Genomic DNA, 18,906 nt, shown 5'->3' with positions numbered 1-18,906 from the left:
ATTTTCATCAATAAAATACCCGCTACTGCGGGTATTTTTATTTCAATTAAACTCACTAGAGCTAAACAATAAGTTATGGTGCTAGTGCCTCTCGGGTAAACTCACTCTGATCACACTCAGGACAATCAGGGATCACGCCGGGAAACTCAATTTTCATCTCATGGCTACAGTGAACACACACCATATTTCCTTGCCCAACAATCTCACCACTTTGGTAGTGACCTTGGTGTTTAAAGTCCTGTAATACTTCATGCCACTCAATCTGACTACGGTCAGTAATACCACTCAACCAATGCCAAACTGTGTTCTCAACAGTGATCATTGTTGGACTGTGGCTCAAATCGTTATCATTTTTTTCCTGAAGATAGCTGGCGATATCACGTTTTAAAAATTGTTCAACTAAAGCGACCTCATCCTCCTTAGCTTGGTCTTTAAGAGAAAGGTACTCCTTACCATTGGTGATGATAGAAAATAACTCCTTTACAGTCATTGAGTTATCGTTAAGGTAATCCACTTTAACTTTCGCCAATAGTGCTTCATAAAGCGATAGTAGCTCCGCACTTCTTGCACTCATATTCAATACTCCTTCATCCGAACCTTTTTAATGACTCACTTCTAGTTTATTCTATGCGGAACTAACTCGCGCGGAAAGTGCGCAAGATCAAATAATGGGCGGCATGGCCGGGAAATATTGATGCAAGAGCAATATCAACCTTCAGAAATTGAAGCTAAAGTGCAGCAGCACTGGCAAGACACGAAAACCTTTGAAGTCACCGAAGATGAGAACAAGGAGAAGTTTTACTGTCTCTCTATGTTCCCATACCCATCGGGTCGTCTACACATGGGTCATGTTCGTAACTACACCATAGGTGACGTTGTCGCTCGTTACCAGCGCCTGCAGGGAAAGAATGTCCTTCAGCCTATCGGTTGGGACTCCTTCGGTCTACCAGCTGAAAATGCCGCGATTAAAAACAGCACTGCACCAGCGCCTTGGACTTACGAAAATATCGATTACATGAAAAACCAGCTAAAAATGTTGGGATTCGGTTATGACTGGAGTCGTGAAATCGCAACTTGTACACCTGAGTACTATCGCTGGGAGCAATGGTTCTTCACTAAGTTGTATGAAAAAGGCTTAGTTTATAAGAAGACCGCTTCAGTGAACTGGTGTCCAAACGATGAAACTGTACTCGCTAACGAGCAAGTACAAGACGGTTGTTGCTGGCGTTGTGATACCCCTGTGGTCCAAAAAGAGATCCCACAGTGGTTCATTAAGATCACCGATTACGCTGAAGAACTGTTAAATGACATCGACAAGCTCGATGAGTGGCCTGAGCAAGTTAAGACCATGCAGCGTAACTGGATTGGCCGCAGTGAAGGCATCGAGATGACTTTCCAAGTTGCCGATAGTGATGAGTCTTTCGACATCTACACGACACGTCCTGACACTGTTATGGGTGTGACTTATGTCGCTGTTGCTGCTGGCCATCCTTTGGCAGAAAAAGCGGCTGCTAACAGCCCTGAACTTGCTGCATTTATCGAAGAGTGCAAAAACGCCGATACCACTGAAGCCGCCATGGCTGCGATGGAAAAGAAAGGTGTTGCTACAGGTCTGTATGCCATTCATCCATTAAGCGGTAAGCAAGTGCCTATTTGGGCTGCTAACTTCGTATTGATGAACTACGGCACTGGCGCTGTGATGTCAGTTCCTGCTCACGATCAACGTGATTATGAATTTGCTGTAAAATATGGCTTAACTATCGAAGGTGTTATCAAGCCTAGTGATAGTGAACTCGATATTAGTGCAGAAGCTTATACCGAGAAAGGTATCGTATTTAACTCAGGTGATGCTTTCCCTGAATTAGACGGACTCGACTTCCAGGCGGCATTTGAGGCTATCGATGCAAGACTCACCACTGAAGGTAAAGGCAAGCGTCAGGTTAATTTCCGTCTACGTGACTGGGGTGTATCTCGTCAGCGTTACTGGGGAGCACCAATCCCTATGGTTACCCTTGCTGATGGCACAGTTGTACCAACACCAGAAGATCAACTTCCAGTCATTTTGCCTGAAGATGTGGTCATGGATGGGATCCAAAGCCCAATCAAGGCTGACAAAGAGTGGGCAAAGACTCAGGTTAATGGTCAAGAAGCGTTTAGAGAAACTGATACCTTCGATACCTTTATGGAATCATCGTGGTACTACGCGCGTTACTGTAGCCCTCATGCCGATGAAATGTTAGATCCTGCCAAGGCTAACTACTGGTTACCAGTGGATCAATATATTGGCGGTATTGAGCATGCATGTATGCACTTACTTTACTTCCGTTTCTTCCACAAGTTGCTACGTGATGCAGGCTTAGTAAACTCTGATGAACCAGCAAAACGACTACTGACTCAAGGTATGGTGTTAGCTGATGCTTACTACTATAACAATGAGAAAGGCGCACGGGTTTGGGTTTCTCCATCTGATGTAACCGTTCAGGAAACTGACGATAAAGGTCGTACAGTCAAAGCAGTTGATAGCCAAGGACATGAGCTTGTCTATACAGGCATGAGCAAAATGTCTAAGTCTAAAAACAACGGCATCGATCCTCAAGAGATGGTAGACAAGTATGGCGCCGACACTGTGCGTTTATTCATGATGTTTGCTGCTCCTCCAGAGCTAACACTTGAATGGCAAGAGTCGAGTGTAGAAGGTGCCCATCGCTTCATTAAGCGTTTGTGGAAAGTCGCTCATGACCACGTAGCTAAAGGTGCAACTGTCGCGCTGGACGTTAAGTCTCTTGATGCTAAGCAAAAAGAACTACGTCGTGAGCTACACAAGACTATCGTTAAAGTCGGTGATGATGTTGAACGTCGTCAAATGTTCAACACCGCGATTGCATCTGTAATGGAGCTGATGAATCGTCTTCAAAAAGCACCTACGGAAACAGAGCAAGATAGAGCCTTGATGCAAGAAGCACTATCAGCGGTGGTACGTCTGCTTTACCCTATCATTCCACACACTAGCTTTACCTTGTGGAACGACCTTGGAAATCCAGAAAACATCGAAGATGTGCGCTGGCCTGAAGCTGATCAATCAGCACTTGTTGAAGACAGCAAGCTTATCATCGTTCAAGTAAACGGTAAGCTTCGCGCTAAAATCACTGTGCCTGCTGATGCAACAAAAGAAGCCGTCGAAGAACAAGGTTTTGCTGAAGAAGGTGTCGTAAAACACACCGAAGGTAAAACGGTTCGCAAAGTGATCTACGTACCGGGCAAATTGCTCAATATCGTGGCGAACTAGACTAAAACAGACTGATACTGAGTTTTCTCAGTATCAGTCTGCTAACTAGAATTAAATGACATCAGTCAAAGGAATACATGTCTCGATTATGCTTATAAAACGCCTATGTTTCGCAGCAATCAAAATAACACTGGTATTGAGCATTATGTTCACTGCAGGTTGCGGCTTTAAACTGCAAGGTAATTACTCGATCCCAGAGCAATTAAGAACCCTACATCTGAGCAGTCAAGATCAATACAGTGAACTCACCCGTCTAGTGCGTGAGCGTTTACGCCTGCAAGGTATTACATTAGCTGAAGAGGCTGACAACATACCTAATTTACAGATATTAAATGACTCACTGGATAGAACGACCCTCTCGCTTTACCCTACGGGCAATGTTGCTGAGTACGAGTTGACCTACCATGTTACATTTTCAGTCTCACTCCCAGACCAAGATGCTCAACAGTTCGATGTTGATATCCATCGTGACTATTTAGACGATCCTCGAACCGCACTCGCAAAAAGCCGTGAAATGGAGATGCTGCTAAAAGAGATGCGTGTTCAAGCGGCGGATAAGATGATCCAGACTCTTGCCACCATTGAGGTCAAGTGATACTCAGGTATCACACCTCTCAATGAGGCACTACACCTCATAACTTTGTTAAGGTAATTTGATGCGGGTTTACCCAGATCAACTTTCACGTCATCTCAAACCGCTTCAGCAATGCTACCTTGTCTTTGGCGATGACCCGTGGCTTTGCGAAACTAGCCGAGGTCAGATCCACGCTCAAGCTAAAAAAGAGGGGTTTGAAGAGAAGATACAATTGACGCAGGAAACGGGTTTTAACTGGCATGATCTCGTCGACCAGTGGCAAGCCATGAGTCTATTCTCAAGTCGACGCATCATAGAATTAATCCTCCCTCAGGCTAAACCAGGCAGCGAAGGCGGTGCAATTTTCCAGAGCTTGATGCAGATGCCAAACCCTGATGTTCTTCTTATCATTACCGGGCCTAAGCTGGCTCTAGAGCAAACCAAAAGTAAATGGTTTAAAACACTCGATGCCCAAGGTGTTTATGTACCCTGCGCCACGCCAGAAGGTACGCAATTTCAACGCTGGCTCGATGAACGAATAGAACACTTTAAGCTTACACTCACCCGTGATGCCAGAGAGATGCTTTTCAGCCTCTATGAAGGCAACTTATTGGCTGCCGATCAATCACTGCAGCTACTACAACTGTTAAGCCCACAAGATCGAATTGACAGCCATCAGCTCTCTGCCTATTTTGAAGACCAGTCTCGCTTTAGTGTATTTCAGCTCACCGATGCCATGCTCAATAATCAACAAGACAAGTCGCTGCATATTCTCGCCCAACTAAAAGCTGAAGGTGTCGCAATGCCCATCATCTTGTGGGGGGTATTTAAAGAACTTTCCATACTGCTGCAACTAAGAACAGCACTAGATAGTAATCAATCACTGCAATCTTTATGGGGTAAGCTAAGAATATGGGATAAGCGTAAATCCTTGTACCAGTCAGCGCTTAACAGGCTCACTCTGGCCCATATAGAAAAGCTGCTTGTCAGTGCGTCTGCGATCGAGCTCAAGCTGAAACAACAAGGCATTGAAGATTGGACAGGCATGAGTCACCTGAGTCTGCTTTTCGATCCTAAAGCACATCAAGTCTTGGCTCACATAAAGCTCAACCAAGAGGAATAGTCCGCTTATGCGCATCGGTATCTTAGGTGGCACATTCGATCCGATACATTTCGGGCATATTCGCCCAGCCCTCGAAGCGAAACAACAATTGGGTTTAGATAAGGTTTGGCTAATGCCAAACCATATTCCACCTCATAAAACTGCGACATCTGTCAGTACGCAACATCGTGTAGAGATGACACAGTTGATCTGTGATCAATATGCAGAATTTAAACTGTGCGACATTGAAGTCAAACGGGAAACGCCTTCCTACTTAGTGACCACTCTTGAGCAGATAACCCAAAGTCATCCAAACGATGAGTTCTACTTCATTATGGGAATGGACTCACTGGTTAACTTAACGAGCTGGTACAAGTGGCAGTCTCTGTTCAACCTCTGCCATCTCGTTGTTTGTCAGCGCCAAGGCTGGAACTTAGCCCCTGACAACGCCATCGCTGACGAATACCAAATAAGACTGTCGTCACCAGAGGCGATAGCCGAACGTAAATCTGGGCTCATCATTCCCATTCAAGTCACACCACAGGCGTACTCCTCCACCAACATCCGCCAGCAGCTAGCCCAACAGATCCTCCCGACGGATGCCTTACCCAATATCATTACTGAGTATATTAAAGATAAAAAGCTCTACTAAACATTCTCTTAATATCTAAAGTTGATTCTTACTTAATCAAATTACGCTTCTATAGCAGCAATCTCTTATGCGATTAGATATAACCTGTTATACTTCCGCGCTGTCAAAAAATTATTAAGGAATAACGCGTGGAAAGCGCCGAGCTAAAACTGTTTGTGATCGACAAAGTCGAAGATTTAAAAGCAAAAGATGTCGTGGTTTTAGACATCTCAGAACGTTCAAATATCGCTGATTTTATGGTGGTTTGTTCTGGTACTTCAAAAACTCACGTAAAAGCAATTGCTGAAAACCTAGTGGTTGAAGCTAAGCGTGCTAACCTTCATATCAATGGTGTTGAAGGCCGTGAAAGCAGTGAATGGGTACTGGTAGATCTTGGTGATGTGATCCTTCACGTTATGCAAGATAAGACTCGTGACTTCTACGAGCTTGAAAAGCTATGGACTGAAAAGCCAGCTTAATGAAAATACAGCTGGTCGCAGTAGGCACGCGTATGCCAGATTGGGTCACCACAGGCTTTAAGGAATATCAACGTCGATTTCCTAGAGACATGGCGCTCGAACTGGTAGAGGTCCCAGCTGGCAAAAGAGGAAAAAATGCTGATATAGCGCGAATTCTACATAAAGAAGGCGAGCAAATGTTAGCAGTCATCCCGAAAGGAAATCACGTTGTCAGCTTAGATCTTCCAGGTAAAACATGGACAACTCCAGAGTTAGCGACACAGTTAAGTCGTTGGCAGTTGGATGGACGCGATGTCAGTTTACTTATTGGCGGTCCAGAAGGTCTAGCTCCCTCTTGTAAGCAAGCTGCAACCCAAAGCTGGTGTTTATCTGCATTGACTTTACCTCACCCCTTAGTCAGGGTCGTTGTTGCTGAAAGCCTCTATCGAGCATGGAGCGTTAACACTAATCACCCTTACCATAGAGAATAGTTAGGGAAATTAGGTAGAAATTAGTTCGAGTATTAATCTAGGCTATGTATCTAATACTTATATCTAAGCTGGAGAAGCGTAAGTGGCGCCAAGAAAGCGGATTACGATGCATGACCATGCAGCAGAAGCGTCACTTTTCAAACGAAGAGCTTTGTTTACTTTTGTTTGTGTGATCCTTTTACTAGGGATATTACTAAGTAACTTATATCACCTACAAATACGCTCTTACACTGACTATGAAACCCGCTCTAACGACAATCGTATTAGGGTTGTCCCTGTCGCACCTAGCCGCGGCTTGATCTTTGATAGACATGGCAAAATTCTCGCCGAGAACCAGCCCTTTTTCACGTTAGAATTGACCCCTGAAAAAGTCAAAAACATTCCTGAAACCCTTGCAAGATTAAGCAAAATTATTCCAATAAGTGCCGATGAACAGGAAGATTTCACTAAATCTCTCAAATATCACCGACGCTTTAAACCCCTCACGCTCAAGACTCCTCTTACAGAAGAGCAAGTGGCTATTTTTAGTGTTAATCAGCATGATTTCCCGGGGATCTCTGTCGTCGCAGGCTTGAAACGTCATTATCCATATAATGGCTTAATGACGCATGCGCTAGGATATGTTGGTCGAATTAACGACAAAGATAAGCTTAGGTTACAAAAAGAAGATAAGTGGAAAGACTATGCCGGTACTAAATATATTGGCAAGCAAGGCATAGAAAAATTCTATGAAAACTTGCTGCATGGTAAGCCTGGGCACCTCGAAGAAGAGGTGAATAACCGCGGACGTACCATTCGAACTCTCAAGTCTGTTGCCCCTGAACCGGGTCAAGATATCTACCTCACATTAGATCTTGAACTACAGAAGAAAGCATTAGAACTCCTTGATGGACGCCGTGGATCTGTTGTCGCGATCGATCCCCGTGATGGTGGGATTTTAGCCATGGTATCCAGTCCCACTTATGACCCTAACCAATTTGTCCATGGGATAAGCAGTAAAGCATACGGTGGCCTCCTGAATTCTCGTGCTCGCCCGCTGATTAACCGCGCAACGCAAGGTCAATATGCGCCAGCATCAACCATTAAGCCTCATCTTGCCCTATTAGGATTAGATGAAAAAATCGTGACACCAAAGACACGAGTTTGGGATCCTGGTTATTGGCAGATCCCTGGCGTAGAACGTAAGTACCTAGACTGGAAACGCTGGGGCCATGGCTGGGTAGACGTCAATACAGCATTAATGGGCTCATGTGATACCTATTTTTACGATCTAGCCTATAAAACAGGCGTCGATAAGATCGCCAGCTTTATGCGACCTTTTGGTTTCGGTGAGCGAACAGGTGTCGATATTTTTGAAGAGTCTGCGGGTAACATGCCTTCTAAAGATTGGAAACGCATGCGTTACAATCAGCCTTGGTACATAGGTGATACGATATCAGTCGGTATTGGCCAAGGTTATTGGACAACTACTCCTCTACAGCTCGCCAATGCAGCGGCTATTATGGCGAACAAAGGACGGCGACTCGTGCCGCACATGCTCAGTTCCATTAAAGACAACACATCAAAGATAGATTCCCCCGTCGATGAGATGGCTCCGATCATACTTAATGACCAAAATAACTGGGATATTATCAATGAATCGATGATGAATACCGCGCATAAATCTCGCTTCAAGGATGCGGGTTATACCGCTGCGATGAAGACGGGTACCGCTCAAGTATTTAGCGTTGCTGAAGATGAAAAATATGATGCTGAAACGATTGATGAATATTTAAAAGATAATGCACTCATTATCGCCTATGCGCCCTATGAAAATCCGGAAATAGTACTGGCTGTCGTGCTTGAAAACGCAGGTTGGGGGGGCGTCAATGCCGGCCCTGTTGCCAGAGCACTACTCGATGAATACATGTTACGAGACAATCTGGAGTTCAATTAATGAATCCACAAAGCCATAGGCCTAATATCTGGCAGCGAATGCATATCGATTTGCCATTATTACTTGGGCTCTTAGCGTTGATGTGCTTTGGACTTGTCGTGATCTATTCTGCTGGCGGAGAAGATTTAGCCCTAATGGAACGTCAATTGTTTCGCATGGGATTATCTCTATTTGTGATGTTTGTTGTTGCACAGATCAACCCTGAAGTTCTCAGACGCTGGGCATTCCCAATCTATATTGCAGGGGTAATTTTACTGATAGGAGTGCACTTCTTTGGTGAGATCAATAAGGGAGCACAACGCTGGTTAAACCTAGGTTTTATGGAATTCCAGCCTTCGGAGCTAATGAAACTCGCCTTCCCGATCACCATGGCTTGGTATATCAGTAAATTCCCACTTCCTCCTAAAAAGCGTTATCTGTTAGGTGCAGGGATTATACTCATAATCCCCACTCTGCTTATCGCTAAACAGCCTGATCTCGGCACCTCCATTCTAGTGGCAGCATCGGGGATATTCGTGCTTTTCCTTTCGGGAATGAGTTGGCGAATTGTGGGTGGTTTCATCGGCAGTGTCCTTGCGATGTTGCCTGTATTGTGGTTCTTTCTTATGCACGATTATCAACGTACTCGTGTACTCACCTTGATCGATCCCGAAAAAGATCCACTAGGTGCTGGCTACCATATTATTCAGTCTAAAATTGCAATCGGCTCAGGTGGGATGCTAGGTAAAGGCTGGCTTGATGGCACCCAATCTCAACTTGAATTTTTACCGGAGCGACATACCGACTTTATTTTTGCCGTGATCGGTGAAGAGTTTGGTTTAATTGGCAGTGTACTGTTACTTGCCATATTCCTGTATGTCATTGGGCGTGGTTTAGTTATCGCCTCACAAGCACAAACCAGCTTTGCTCGTTTATTAGCGGGCAGTATTACCTTAACTTTCTTCGTCTATATCTTTGTTAATATCGGCATGGTATCCGGTCTACTACCTGTGGTGGGTGTGCCTTTACCATTAATTAGTTATGGTGGAACTTCCATGCTAACGTTGATGACAGGATTTGGCATCTTGATGAGTATTCACACTCACAGGCGCTTTGTTGACAGATAAACTCAATTACCCATGTAAATATAACCGTTTCATGGGCGATTAAGGTAAGCCTGTTAACCTTTAACTTTCAAAACTAGGGTCTCTTTTGGAGCGGCGTAATGATACCGTCTACCGACTCTGTTTACTCGCTGTTATATTAGGGAACTAATAATTAAATGATGCCTAAATTCTTAGCCACAATACTCTTGGCCACATTCTCCATTGGCGCTTCAGCCACCACAGTTTCAGACACTAATATCGAAAATGCTGCATCCTCACTAAAATCTGAATTCCAAACAACGCAACTTGCCTTAGGCTTCTCGAATGAAGAGATAGACACGTTTCTATCTTCAGCTAAGTTCGATCAAGGTGTAATCGATGCCATGACTAAACCATGGGAAGCTAAACCTTGGTACCAGTATCACCCTATTTTTCTAACAGAGAAGCGTTTGAAGGCGGGTTTGGCGTTTTGGAAGAAACATGAAGAGACGGTTAACCGCGCCGCCAAAGAGTTTGGTGTTGATCCACAAGTTATTATCGCCATTATTGGCATCGAAACCTTCTATGGCGGTTACATGGGTAACTACCCCGTTGTCGATGCCCTGTATACCTTGGGTTTCTATTACCCACCAAGAGCCACTTTTTTCAGAAAAGAGCTCAGTAATTTACAAACCTTAGCCAAAGAGGAGCAGCTCGATATTAACCAGTTGAAAGGCTCTTACGCGGGAGCCATGGGCTATGGTCAATTTATTCCTTCAAGTTATCGACACTATGCGGTCGACTTCGACAATGACGGTCAAAGAGACTTACTCAATAACCCTGTGGACGCCATCGGCAGTGTCGCTAATTATTTCCACCAACATGGCTGGGTCGCTGGCGCGCCTGTTGCAATCCCTTTAAAAACACAGAGCGGGCTCCCGTCCCCCTTGAAAGTCTGGGCTGGTGAACGTTTACATTACCAAGTCGCAGATATATTAACTCCAACGCTTTCGCTGGATGAGTCAATCGATCTCGATATATCACAGCCAGCACTTATCGTAGAGCTTGAACAGGAAGCAACAAGTGAGTATTGGATTGGGCTTAAGAATTTCTACGTGATCACTCGTTATAATCGCAGCCCGCTTTATGCCATGGCCGTTTATCAATTTAGCCAAGAATTAAAAAAGGCTCATGATGCTCAATAAAATGTTCAACTGGATAGCCATTATTTGCCTTACTTTAATTGTCACTGCTTGCTCAAGTTCTAACAATGGTCGCTATACCATGGCAAATGATCAGGCTCCGAGTAGCGCACCAGACGTCACAAAAGTTGAAGATGCTCATCCTAAATATGAAGCCTATAGTCGTGGCGGGAATAAGAAAAACTACACGGTACTTGGTAAGTCTTATCAAGTCATGGATACAGGTAAAGGCTATCGCAGTAGTGGTACTGCGTCGTGGTACGGCAGCAAGTTCCATGGGCATCTAACCTCTAATGGTGAAACCTATGATATGTATTCCATGTCAGCAGCCCATAAATCACTGCCACTGCCAAGCTATGTCAAAGTCACTAACCTTGCCAATAACAAAGAGGTCATCGTTCGAGTCAATGACAGAGGTCCCTTCCATGAAGACAGAATTATTGATCTCTCATATGCGGCAGCGCATAGATTGGATATGCTAAAAACCGGAACGGCAAAAGTAGCAATTGAGGTGATCTACATTGAAAACCCTGAATCCATCGCTTTAGCAGAACTTAAAGAGACCAAAGTTCATTACATTCAAGTATTGGCATCATCCAATAAATCTAAAGTGGATAATCTGGCCAAGACATTAGAGAACAAATATCAGGTCAAGACTCGATTGCAAACAAGCAATAATCTCTACAAACTGCAACTCGGTCCTATTGGCCAACAAGGATTAGCCACTAAACTCAACCTAGAACTAAAAGAGAATGGCTTTCCACAGAGTTATCTGATCTCTGAATAGTGCACAAATGGATGCTAGAAAATACGAATAACCAGAGAAGAGCTTGAACTTACAAGTTCTCTAATAATAAAAGATTAATGAACCTTCACTGAATTAGCTTGTCGACTAGTGATATACTCGCGAAAGCTTACGATCCTGAATATAACCAAATAAGATGTGCCTTAATTGATATGAATTTCTTAAACCGACCTTTAAAATCCCTTATTCTTGCAACTAGTCTTGCATCCTCTTTTGTTTTTGCTGCTCCCGTTGTGACGCCAAATGCGCCAACCGTAGCCGCTAAAGCCTTCGTTTTAATGGATTACAACACAGGGCAAATCATCGCTGAAGAGAATGCCTACGAAAGTTTAAATCCGGCCAGTTTGACAAAAATGATGACCAGTTACGTCATTGGTCATGAGATCAAAGTTGGCAATATCTCACCTGATGACCAAGTCACTATTAGTCAAAAAGCATGGTCAAAGAACTTTCCTGACTCCTCAAAGATGTTCATTGAAGTTGGCAAGCAGGTCTCGGTAGATGATCTGAACCACGGAATTATCATCCAGTCAGGTAATGATGCTTGTGTCGCCATGGCAGAACATATTGCAGGCACTGAAGATGGTTTTGTTGATCTGATGAACTCTTGGGCTAAACAGCTCGGTATGCAAGATAGTTACTTTGAGAACTCCCACGGACTCGACTCTGAAAACCATAAGACAACGGCTTATGATATGGCTATTTTAGGTGCAGCACTGATACGTGATGTTCCTGAAGAGTATGCGGTATATAGCAAGAAGTCTTTCACCTTTAATGGCATCAAACAATATAACCGTAATGGTCTATTGTGGGATAAGAGCCTAAATGTCGATGGTATTAAAACTGGCCACACCTCAGGTGCGGGTTATAACTTAGTGACCTCAGCAACAAAAGACGGCATGCGCCTAGTCGCTGTTGTTATGGGAACCAAAAGTGAAGTAGCTCGAAAAGCTGAAAGCAAAAAAATCCTAAACTATGGTTTCCGTTTCTTTGAAACGATTACACCATACAAGGCTGGCGACAGCTTCGTCACTCAGAAAATTTGGTATGGCGATAAAGAGACTGTGGACTTAGGTGTTATCACTGATACCCCTATTACCATTAGTCGCGGTCAAGCTAAAAACCTACAAGCAAACTTTGAGCTAACAAAAGAGCTAACTGCACCTTTAGCAAAAGGGGAAACAGTCGGCCGTATCTACTTCCAACTAAATGGTAAAGATATCGCTCAGTTCCCACTTGTAACACTTCAAGAAGTCAATGAAGGCAGTTGGTTTAGCAAGTTAATGGATTATTTCCAGCAAATGTTTACAGGCTGGTTTAGCTAATACCAAACATTGTAAAGATGTGTTCGCTCAGCGATAATTTAGCGATTCAGAGACAAGGTCATTAATTGCTCCTGCATTAATGACATTCACCACATCCATGTGGCTTGCAACGAGTGAAGAACATAGTTGTTCTACGTTTAAGCTCGTTGACACAGTATCTGGAACGCTAAAAATCGCCTTTAAGGAGTGCTTTTGGCTGCCCACTTCTGCGTTGAATAACTTCACAAGGGAGCACCATTCCCTCATTCATTCGCCTTAAACTAGTTTGCCAAAAAACACTCTGAGTAGATCACTTTCTTATATTGATTGGTATACCCCCCATTAATAACTGTTAATTGAAGCCACCTTTCGGTGGCTTTCTTATTTCTACGCCCACTTGAATTTGGTATAATTAGCACCATATAGATCCAACCACTCGTATTTGGCTTCCTTAGGAAAATCCCGTTATGACTGACACTGACTTAAACACAAAATTTCACGAACTAATGGAACTCCCATGCTCTTTTCCATTTAAGATAGTTGGCGATGCAAGTGATACTCTGGCTGATAGAGTCGTCGCAGTAGTGCAAAAGCATGTCCCTGGCGACTATGCTCCAAGTACTAAAATTTCAAGCAAAGGCACCTATAGCTCAATCACAATCAGAGTGACAGTTCAAAGCAAAGAGCAGATCGAATCCCTCTATATTGAGCTTGCAGCTATCGAAGGCGTCAAACGCGTCCTATAATTTAAGTCCTTGCTGATAACTTGTTTTGATATTGTTTGAAGCTTCAACAGCGCGGATCTATTATCAGGCTGCTTTGTAAGTGTGATCTAGCTTACAATTATAAGTTAGAGGCGTATAATACCGCCATTATTGTTTAAGGCGAGAGGTTGCCCTTGTCTCAGAGCACGTTGCACGTAAGGTATCTTGGTGAACAAGATTACGAATCAGTATGGCACGCGATGCAGGACTACACGGATAACCGAGATAGTTCCAGCCCGGACCAATTGTGGATAGTTGAGCACCCTCCAGTCTTTACCCAAGGTCAAGCTGGCAAGAGTGAACACATTTTGAATCCTGGTGATATTCCAGTTATACAGGTCGATCGCGGCGGTCAAGTGACCTATCACGGACCAGGTCAACTTGTTGCTTATCCTCTTATCAATATCAAACGACTTAAGATTGGTGTACGTCAACTGGTCACCGATATCGAAAATAGCATAGTTCAGATGCTTGAAAGCTATGAAGTTAAAGCTTATGCCAAAGCTGATGCACCTGGCGTTTATGTTGATGAACGCAAAGTTGCATCACTAGGACTTAGGATCCGTAAGGGCTGTTCCTTTCATGGATTAGCGCTTAATGTCGATATGGATATGAGCCCATTTCAGCGAATTAACCCTTGTGGTTATGCAGGCTTGGAAATGGTGCAATGCAAGCAATTAGGCGGGCCTCAAACTGTCGCAGAGGCAGGCGAGCAACTCGTGAAAACATTTAGCCAAAACTTAGGCTATCAGAATCTAGTTCACCATCAAGGATTGTCACAATCATATGAGTAGGCCAGAAAGATTACAACCAGGTGTAAAACTCAGAGATGCCGATAAAGTCTCACGCATCCCTATAAAAGTCGTTCCTTCTGAGCGCGAAACAATGCTGCGTAAGCCTGACTGGTTAAGAGTAAAGCTTCCCGCATCAAGCCAACGAATTGTCGAAATCAAACAAGCTTTGCGTGACAATGGCTTACATTCAGTTTGTGAAGAGGCGTCTTGCCCTAACCTTGCAGAATGTTTTAACCATGGCACAGCAACGTTTATGATCTTAGGTGCTATTTGTACCCGTCGTTGCCCATTTTGTGACGTTGCCCATGGTAGACCACTTAAACCTGATGCGGAGGAGCCTAAAAAGCTAGCTCAAACCATCAGAGATATGAAGCTCAAGTATGTGGTTATCACTTCTGTCGATCGTGATGATCTTCGTGATGGTGGTGCGCAGCACTTTGCTGATTGTATTCGCGAGATCCGTCTACTCAACCCTGAGATCAAGATTGAAACCTTAGTACCTGATTTCCGTGGGCGTATCGACGCTGCATTGGATATTTTGTCTACTGAGCCACCTGATGTTTTCAATCACAACTTAGAAACTGCACCAATGCACTACCGTAAAGCGCGTCCAGGTGCGAATTACCAGTGGTCATTAGATCTGCTTAAAAAGTTTAAAGAGCGTCATCCAAACGTACCGACTAAGTCTGGTTTGATGATGGGCTTAGGTGAAACTAACGAAGAGATAGCGCAAGTATTGAGAGATCTTCGATCTCACAATGTTGAAATGCTGACACTAGGTCAATACCTGCAACCTTCAAAGTTCCACCTGCCAGTTGAGCGTTACGTACCGCCTGCTGAGTTCGATGAACTAAAAGTTTTTGCTGACAGTATTGGATTTACTCATGCAGCTTGTGGGCCAATGGTTCGCTCAAGTTACCATGCAGACCTTCAAGCTCAAGGAAAAGAAGTGAAGTAATTCATATATCATTTTCTATTCGAAAATAGCGTCACAGGCCTCCTGATTGACGCTATTTTTTTATCTAATTAAGCTTAGTTCCATTAAGATCGCATCTTCACTGCCGTCGCCAGTTCTGTAGTAGCCTTTACGGCGTCCGGTCTCACTAAATCCATCTTTGATGTATAACGCTCTTGCCGCGATGCCAGACTCCCTAACTTCAAGAAAAAGTGTCTCAGCCCCTTTCTCACTAGCAGATTTGATCACACTGTCTAATAACGAACGCCCAAGCCCTAGCCCTTGAGAATCTGGTGCAATACAGATATCCATTAGCGTAGCATCTTCAAAAATCTGATGGGAAATGGCAAAGCCTTGCAATTGGCCTTCGATGTAGACACCAAAAGAGCTGTATAAGGGGCCAAAACAACTTTCTATTGTAGCAAGGCTCATAGGGTGGGAATGTGCTGTAGTGGCAATAGCAGCCATTTGAGTGCTCATATCAGCACTAATAAGAGATACTTCAATGTTTTTCCCAACACCTGACATCAGTTAGCCTCTTGCTGAACAACTATTTGGCTCCAGAGCTCCCGTTTACTTTCAACGGTTTTCTCCAATTCATTCAAAGGAGCTGAGGTTAAAACAGCATTCGACTTCGGCAGTTTCATTCTGCGCATATCCCAAATAACATCCGCGCCTTTAACAAATGAACTTGTAAATGTGCAATGAGTAAAAGGACAGTCTACTAAGGACAATACCGTCGTTATAATGGGATGACTTTCTAATTCAGAGGTGACCTGATCAACCAAAACAATATAACTCTGCTTCGCCTCTTTTTCCTGGCTCCACCTTGTAATTCCCATTGCGTCCAGATATGCCGGTTTTTCCACGATTCGATCACTTAAATGTAAAGATTGATACTCACTAGGATACCAGTTTATTACTGCCATATCCTTATACCGATATCACTAAAGTCGATGATCAGTTCATCGTTATTCGGGCTGCACGATGTACTCAACCTACCATTGATTCGTTATTTTGTAATAGTCGCAAAATGGAAGTCTGGCATCGATTAAATGGAGAGAATGATGTCAGTGTGGGACACCTTTAGAGAAGTATACTCAATCAACAATACTGTTATACCAATCAGTGTAAATAGGCTCGCATTGATCAATTGATTGAATTTCAGATGCAAAAAAGCCGAGCTAATGCTCGGCTTTTTCTATATTTGGCAGGGGTGGGGAGACTCGAACTCACAACATGCGGTTTTGGAGACCGCCGCTCTACCAATTGGAGCTACACCCCTGTTGACGAGACGCATTATGCGTAAACTCCCTTAAAAGGTAAAGTACTATTTCGAATAATAACGTTCGACCGAGCACTTTTTACTCAAGAAGTTTAACATTTCCACACTTAGTATAGTAAACCAGCTAAATTACAGCTAGGAAAAACCCAATTCTCTCCCCCCTCATACAAATAAATGGTATTAACGAAACTCCAGAAATATCCAACTCCCATACTCAAGATACCCATTCTAACTCTCCCCGACAAAATGCTATCCCAAGCGCCCTATAACCAGTTCTGAGGACATGGCAGCTATCATACTGTCACGTAGGCACGAACCCTATAAAAACCAGCAATCGATTTAGAGACATACTAGGCCATTAACAGTTACTTCACCCGCTTAGTGATGAGAAGCAATAACATCATAAGTATGCCCCCCTAAACAGCCCGTACATCGCAGCAATCTTTAATATTAATTGGAGACTCGAAATTACAATTCCCGTAACCTCCCTCAGTTCACTCGGTAACTTCCCAGTCAAAACGAAAAAAGCACGTTTCATGAACAACTGATTTTATTCCTCTTAGAAGCCTTCCAACAAATCACTTAAATAGGTATCTAGCAAGGATACCCTGACCACTATGGATGGCGGAAATGCCGTAACCCCATGGACGCAATTAACGGCCACACTGCGTTAGCAGCTTTGGACTGCATGTGAAATTGTGTTTTCTCGCGACTTATACCGGTCCATCTTAACACTTAGTCATAATTACCCAGTCTCTTCGGCATAATGACATTACCCTCTTTGAGTCACTGATAAAGTAATTCCAAGCAATCGAACAAGCATCTACTATATTCTCATAACCTTTGAAACTGCGATTAGCAAGATGATGCTGTCTTAACCAGCTCCATACTTGTTCTATCGGATTTAGCTCTGGCGAGTACGGGGGTAACTTGATGATACTCAAATTGTTAAATTCATCCGCGATATCGTCGGTGTGCCAGCCTGCACCATCCATAACAACAACCGCGTGTCTACCAGGCTTTGTTAGTGATAGTACGCATAATATCCTTACTTAGGTATGGCGTAATTAACGCTTCAGTCTCTCCTGTTTGCGGGCAAACAGCGCCAAAGAAATGAACATATTCAAATTGTTGCTGACGCACCGCCCTAGGACGCGTCTCTTTTCTCGCCCACAAACGTGTCGTTGTGTTTTGTTGCCCAAGGCGAGCCTCATCCTGAAACCAAATATCGACCTGTTCAAGTGCTACGCTACCTGGGATGTTAAGGATCGTTTCCAGTTGAAACTTTTTTAAAAGCCGTTTGGGCTTCAGGTGACTGTTTGGGGTGCTTGGAACGGCTGGTTATCCAGCTAAAGTTGAGCTGAGTTAATAGTTTATAAATAGCGTTAGGGTGATAATCAACATCGAAATAGTGCTGAATATATTTTCGGATGTCATCGCCTGTCAGTCTGCCACCAGAGTTTTTCATGCTATTTGATTCGATATAGGCGCTAAGTTGTTGCTTTTGCCGTGTTGTAAGATAGCTATCTCTACCTTTATTCTTTTTAGCATCCAAGCCTTTAAGGCCATGAGCAAGATATTTTGCTACCCATGTATTAACACTGCCCTGGGCAACTTTAAGTCTATTGGCGACTTCATTCCGGCGGTGTCCTTCTAAAAATAGAGACACTGCCAACAATCGGATCCTTTTACGGGGTTCCTTTTCAGCTCTAGATAGGGCCAAGATCTCTTCTGCTGTGTAATTTTTCAAAGAGGGATACTGGTGGTTTGTGGTGTATCTATTAGATCACAACTCATTACTGATTGGTATTATCCCCGAAGGGAACACATGGGCGCGAAAAAGTAGTGTATTGGATGCGCAGCATTCAGCTACTTTGTAGCGAGAAGTGACGAAGTAGCTGAACTGGGGGGAGCCCGCTCAGCGGAAATTGTTCTCGGAAGTAGTGATTTTTAGCCTGCAGCGAAGGCGCCTTCCAATGGTCCAGCTTCGAGCAAATCTCTACCTATCACATGAAGGGAAGCATGCTTCGCATGCGCTATTTTCTTTCCCCATGTTCGTTCTGTCATTTTCCCAGGCTTAAACGAAAAATCCCTAGTACAAAGTACTAGGGATTTATCGCTTCTCTTTCGAGAATAAATAGGCGCCTGGAAATGACCTACTCTCACATGGGGAGACCCCACACTACCATCGGCGCAATTGCGTTTCACTTCTGAGTTCGGGATGGGATCAGGTGGGGCCACAATGCTATGGTTTC

Annotated in this window: 18 protein-coding genes, 1 tRNA gene, 1 rRNA gene and 1 pseudogene; 14 read left to right on the top strand and 7 right to left on the bottom strand. The window is 43.8% G+C overall.

Annotation, left to right across the window (positions count from 1 at the left end):
• Nucleotides 1-73: 73 nt before the first annotated feature.
• Complete coding sequence (locus tag FN961_RS11295; RefSeq protein WP_144040288.1) at nucleotides 74-574, bottom strand: zinc ribbon-containing protein; 501 nt, start codon at nucleotides 572-574, stop codon at nucleotides 74-76.
• Nucleotides 575-694: 120 nt separating this feature from the next.
• Here FN961_RS11295 and leuS point away from each other — a divergent pair, with 120 nt between their 5' ends.
• From leuS to FN961_RS11240, 11 genes are all read left to right on the top strand, one after another.
• Nucleotides 695-3,286, top strand: a complete 2,592-nt coding sequence (gene leuS, locus FN961_RS11290) for a leucine--tRNA ligase (protein WP_144040287.1) — start codon at nucleotides 695-697, stop codon at nucleotides 3,284-3,286.
• 88 nt (nucleotides 3,287-3,374) lie between these two features.
• Nucleotides 3,375-3,881: an LPS-assembly lipoprotein LptE gene (locus FN961_RS11285; RefSeq protein WP_144040286.1), complete on the top strand. Its 507-nt coding sequence runs from the start codon at nucleotides 3,375-3,377 to the stop codon at nucleotides 3,879-3,881.
• Nucleotides 3,882-3,942: 61 nt separating this feature from the next.
• Nucleotides 3,943-4,983 (top strand): DNA polymerase III subunit delta, encoded by a 1,041-nt coding sequence (gene holA / locus FN961_RS11280; protein WP_144040285.1) that lies wholly within the window; start codon nucleotides 3,943-3,945, stop codon nucleotides 4,981-4,983.
• Nucleotides 4,984-4,990: 7 nt separating this feature from the next.
• On the top strand, nucleotides 4,991-5,614 hold the full coding sequence (gene nadD / locus FN961_RS11275; RefSeq protein ID WP_144040284.1) for a nicotinate-nucleotide adenylyltransferase: 624 nt from the start codon (nucleotides 4,991-4,993) through the stop codon (nucleotides 5,612-5,614).
• Nucleotides 5,615-5,742: 128 nt separating this feature from the next.
• Nucleotides 5,743-6,072, top strand: coding sequence for a ribosome silencing factor (gene rsfS, locus FN961_RS11270; protein ID WP_144040283.1), 330 nt, complete (start codon nucleotides 5,743-5,745; stop codon nucleotides 6,070-6,072).
• Nucleotides 6,072-6,542 (top strand): 23S rRNA (pseudouridine(1915)-N(3))-methyltransferase RlmH, encoded by a 471-nt coding sequence (rlmH, locus tag FN961_RS11265; protein WP_144040282.1) that lies wholly within the window; start codon nucleotides 6,072-6,074, stop codon nucleotides 6,540-6,542. Before rsfS ends, rlmH begins: the two co-directional genes overlap by 1 nt.
• Before the next feature lie 82 nt (nucleotides 6,543-6,624).
• Nucleotides 6,625-8,478, top strand: coding sequence for a penicillin-binding protein 2 (mrdA, locus tag FN961_RS11260; RefSeq protein ID WP_144040281.1), 1,854 nt, complete (start codon nucleotides 6,625-6,627; stop codon nucleotides 8,476-8,478).
• Nucleotides 8,478-9,584: a rod shape-determining protein RodA gene (gene rodA / locus FN961_RS11255; protein WP_144040280.1), complete on the top strand. Its 1,107-nt coding sequence runs from the start codon at nucleotides 8,478-8,480 to the stop codon at nucleotides 9,582-9,584. The genes mrdA and rodA overlap by 1 nt, the downstream gene beginning before the upstream one ends.
• Before the next feature lie 155 nt (nucleotides 9,585-9,739).
• Nucleotides 9,740-10,747: a lytic murein transglycosylase B gene (gene mltB, locus FN961_RS11250; RefSeq protein ID WP_373293400.1), complete on the top strand. Its 1,008-nt coding sequence runs from the start codon at nucleotides 9,740-9,742 to the stop codon at nucleotides 10,745-10,747.
• Nucleotides 10,734-11,531, top strand: coding sequence for a septal ring lytic transglycosylase RlpA family protein (locus FN961_RS11245; protein ID WP_373293401.1), 798 nt, complete (start codon nucleotides 10,734-10,736; stop codon nucleotides 11,529-11,531). Before mltB ends, FN961_RS11245 begins: the two co-directional genes overlap by 14 nt.
• A gap of 170 nt (nucleotides 11,532-11,701) precedes the next feature.
• Nucleotides 11,702-12,874, top strand: a complete 1,173-nt coding sequence (locus FN961_RS11240) for a serine hydrolase (RefSeq protein ID WP_144040279.1) — start codon at nucleotides 11,702-11,704, stop codon at nucleotides 12,872-12,874.
• A gap of 27 nt (nucleotides 12,875-12,901) precedes the next feature.
• Here FN961_RS11240 and FN961_RS25820 read toward each other — a convergent pair whose 3' ends face one another.
• Nucleotides 12,902-13,099, bottom strand: coding sequence for a hypothetical protein (locus FN961_RS25820; RefSeq protein WP_185972776.1), 198 nt, complete (start codon nucleotides 13,097-13,099; stop codon nucleotides 12,902-12,904).
• A gap of 221 nt (nucleotides 13,100-13,320) precedes the next feature.
• Here FN961_RS25820 and ybeD point away from each other — a divergent pair, with 221 nt between their 5' ends.
• The 3 genes from ybeD (at nucleotide 13,321) to lipA (ending at nucleotide 15,369) form a co-directional block, all read left to right on the top strand.
• Nucleotides 13,321-13,599 carry a DUF493 family protein YbeD gene (ybeD, locus tag FN961_RS11230; protein WP_144040278.1) on the top strand — a complete coding sequence of 93 codons (279 nt, stop codon included), beginning with the start codon at nucleotides 13,321-13,323 and terminating at the stop codon, nucleotides 13,597-13,599.
• Nucleotides 13,600-13,751: 152 nt separating this feature from the next.
• Nucleotides 13,752-14,411 carry a lipoyl(octanoyl) transferase LipB gene (gene lipB, locus FN961_RS11225; protein WP_144040277.1) on the top strand — a complete coding sequence of 220 codons (660 nt, stop codon included), beginning with the start codon at nucleotides 13,752-13,754 and terminating at the stop codon, nucleotides 14,409-14,411.
• Entirely contained in the window at nucleotides 14,404-15,369 is a 966-nt protein-coding gene (lipA, locus tag FN961_RS11220) for a lipoyl synthase (RefSeq protein ID WP_144040276.1), read from the top strand. Before lipB ends, lipA begins: the two co-directional genes overlap by 8 nt.
• Nucleotides 15,370-15,429: 60 nt before the next feature.
• On the opposite strand, the gene rimI is transcribed toward lipA, so the two are convergent.
• The 5 genes and pseudogenes from rimI to rrf all read right to left on the bottom strand — a co-directional run.
• Nucleotides 15,430-15,846 (bottom strand): ribosomal protein S18-alanine N-acetyltransferase, encoded by a 417-nt coding sequence (gene rimI, locus FN961_RS11215; protein WP_229814687.1) that lies wholly within the window; start codon nucleotides 15,844-15,846, stop codon nucleotides 15,430-15,432.
• A gap of 47 nt (nucleotides 15,847-15,893) precedes the next feature.
• Complete coding sequence (locus tag FN961_RS11210) at nucleotides 15,894-16,295, bottom strand: DNA polymerase III subunit psi (RefSeq protein WP_229814688.1); 402 nt, start codon at nucleotides 16,293-16,295, stop codon at nucleotides 15,894-15,896.
• Between the two features lie 279 nt (nucleotides 16,296-16,574).
• Nucleotides 16,575-16,651: transfer RNA gene (locus FN961_RS11205), tRNA-Trp, on the bottom strand.
• Between the two features lie 728 nt (nucleotides 16,652-17,379).
• Nucleotides 17,380-18,401: pseudogene (locus FN961_RS11200) on the bottom strand (IS630 family transposase).
• 393 nt (nucleotides 18,402-18,794) lie between these two features.
• Nucleotides 18,795-18,906 (bottom strand): 5S ribosomal RNA (gene rrf, locus FN961_RS11195); the annotation flags it as partial.

Origin of the sequence: Shewanella hanedai (assembly GCF_007197645.1) — a bacterium.
GTDB lineage: Bacteria > Pseudomonadota > Gammaproteobacteria > Enterobacterales > Shewanellaceae > Shewanella > Shewanella hanedai.
Note: the sequence above shows the minus strand (reverse complement) of the source record. Positions and strands in the feature narration are given on the sequence as shown.

What these genes read in the sequence shown, in the direction of transcription:
- FN961_RS11245 (WP_373293401.1), top strand. Translation starts at nt 10,734, where the DNA reads ATGATGCTCAATAAAATGTTCAACTGGATAGCCATTATTTGCCTTACT.
- mltB (WP_373293400.1), top strand. Translation starts at nt 9,740, where the DNA reads ATGATGCCTAAATTCTTAGCCACAATACTCTTGGCCACATTCTCCATT.
- nadD (WP_144040284.1), top strand. Translation starts at nt 4,991, where the DNA reads ATGCGCATCGGTATCTTAGGTGGCACATTCGATCCGATACATTTCGGG.
- ybeD (WP_144040278.1), top strand. Translation starts at nt 13,321, where the DNA reads ATGACTGACACTGACTTAAACACAAAATTTCACGAACTAATGGAACTC.
- FN961_RS11210 (WP_229814688.1), bottom strand. Translation starts at nt 16,295, where the DNA reads ATGGCAGTAATAAACTGGTATCCTAGTGAGTATCAATCTTTACATTTA.
- rlmH (WP_144040282.1), top strand. Translation starts at nt 6,072, where the DNA reads ATGAAAATACAGCTGGTCGCAGTAGGCACGCGTATGCCAGATTGGGTC.
- rodA (WP_144040280.1), top strand. Translation starts at nt 8,478, where the DNA reads ATGAATCCACAAAGCCATAGGCCTAATATCTGGCAGCGAATGCATATC.
- holA (WP_144040285.1), top strand. Translation starts at nt 3,943, where the DNA reads ATGCGGGTTTACCCAGATCAACTTTCACGTCATCTCAAACCGCTTCAG.
- FN961_RS11240 (WP_144040279.1), top strand. Translation starts at nt 11,702, where the DNA reads ATGAATTTCTTAAACCGACCTTTAAAATCCCTTATTCTTGCAACTAGT.
- lipA (WP_144040276.1), top strand. Translation starts at nt 14,404, where the DNA reads ATGAGTAGGCCAGAAAGATTACAACCAGGTGTAAAACTCAGAGATGCC.
- leuS (WP_144040287.1), top strand. Translation starts at nt 695, where the DNA reads ATGCAAGAGCAATATCAACCTTCAGAAATTGAAGCTAAAGTGCAGCAG.
- rimI (WP_229814687.1), bottom strand. Translation starts at nt 15,846, where the DNA reads ATGAGCACTCAAATGGCTGCTATTGCCACTACAGCACATTCCCACCCT.
- FN961_RS11295 (WP_144040288.1), bottom strand. Translation starts at nt 574, where the DNA reads ATGAGTGCAAGAAGTGCGGAGCTACTATCGCTTTATGAAGCACTATTG.
- FN961_RS11285 (WP_144040286.1), top strand. Translation starts at nt 3,375, where the DNA reads ATGCTTATAAAACGCCTATGTTTCGCAGCAATCAAAATAACACTGGTA.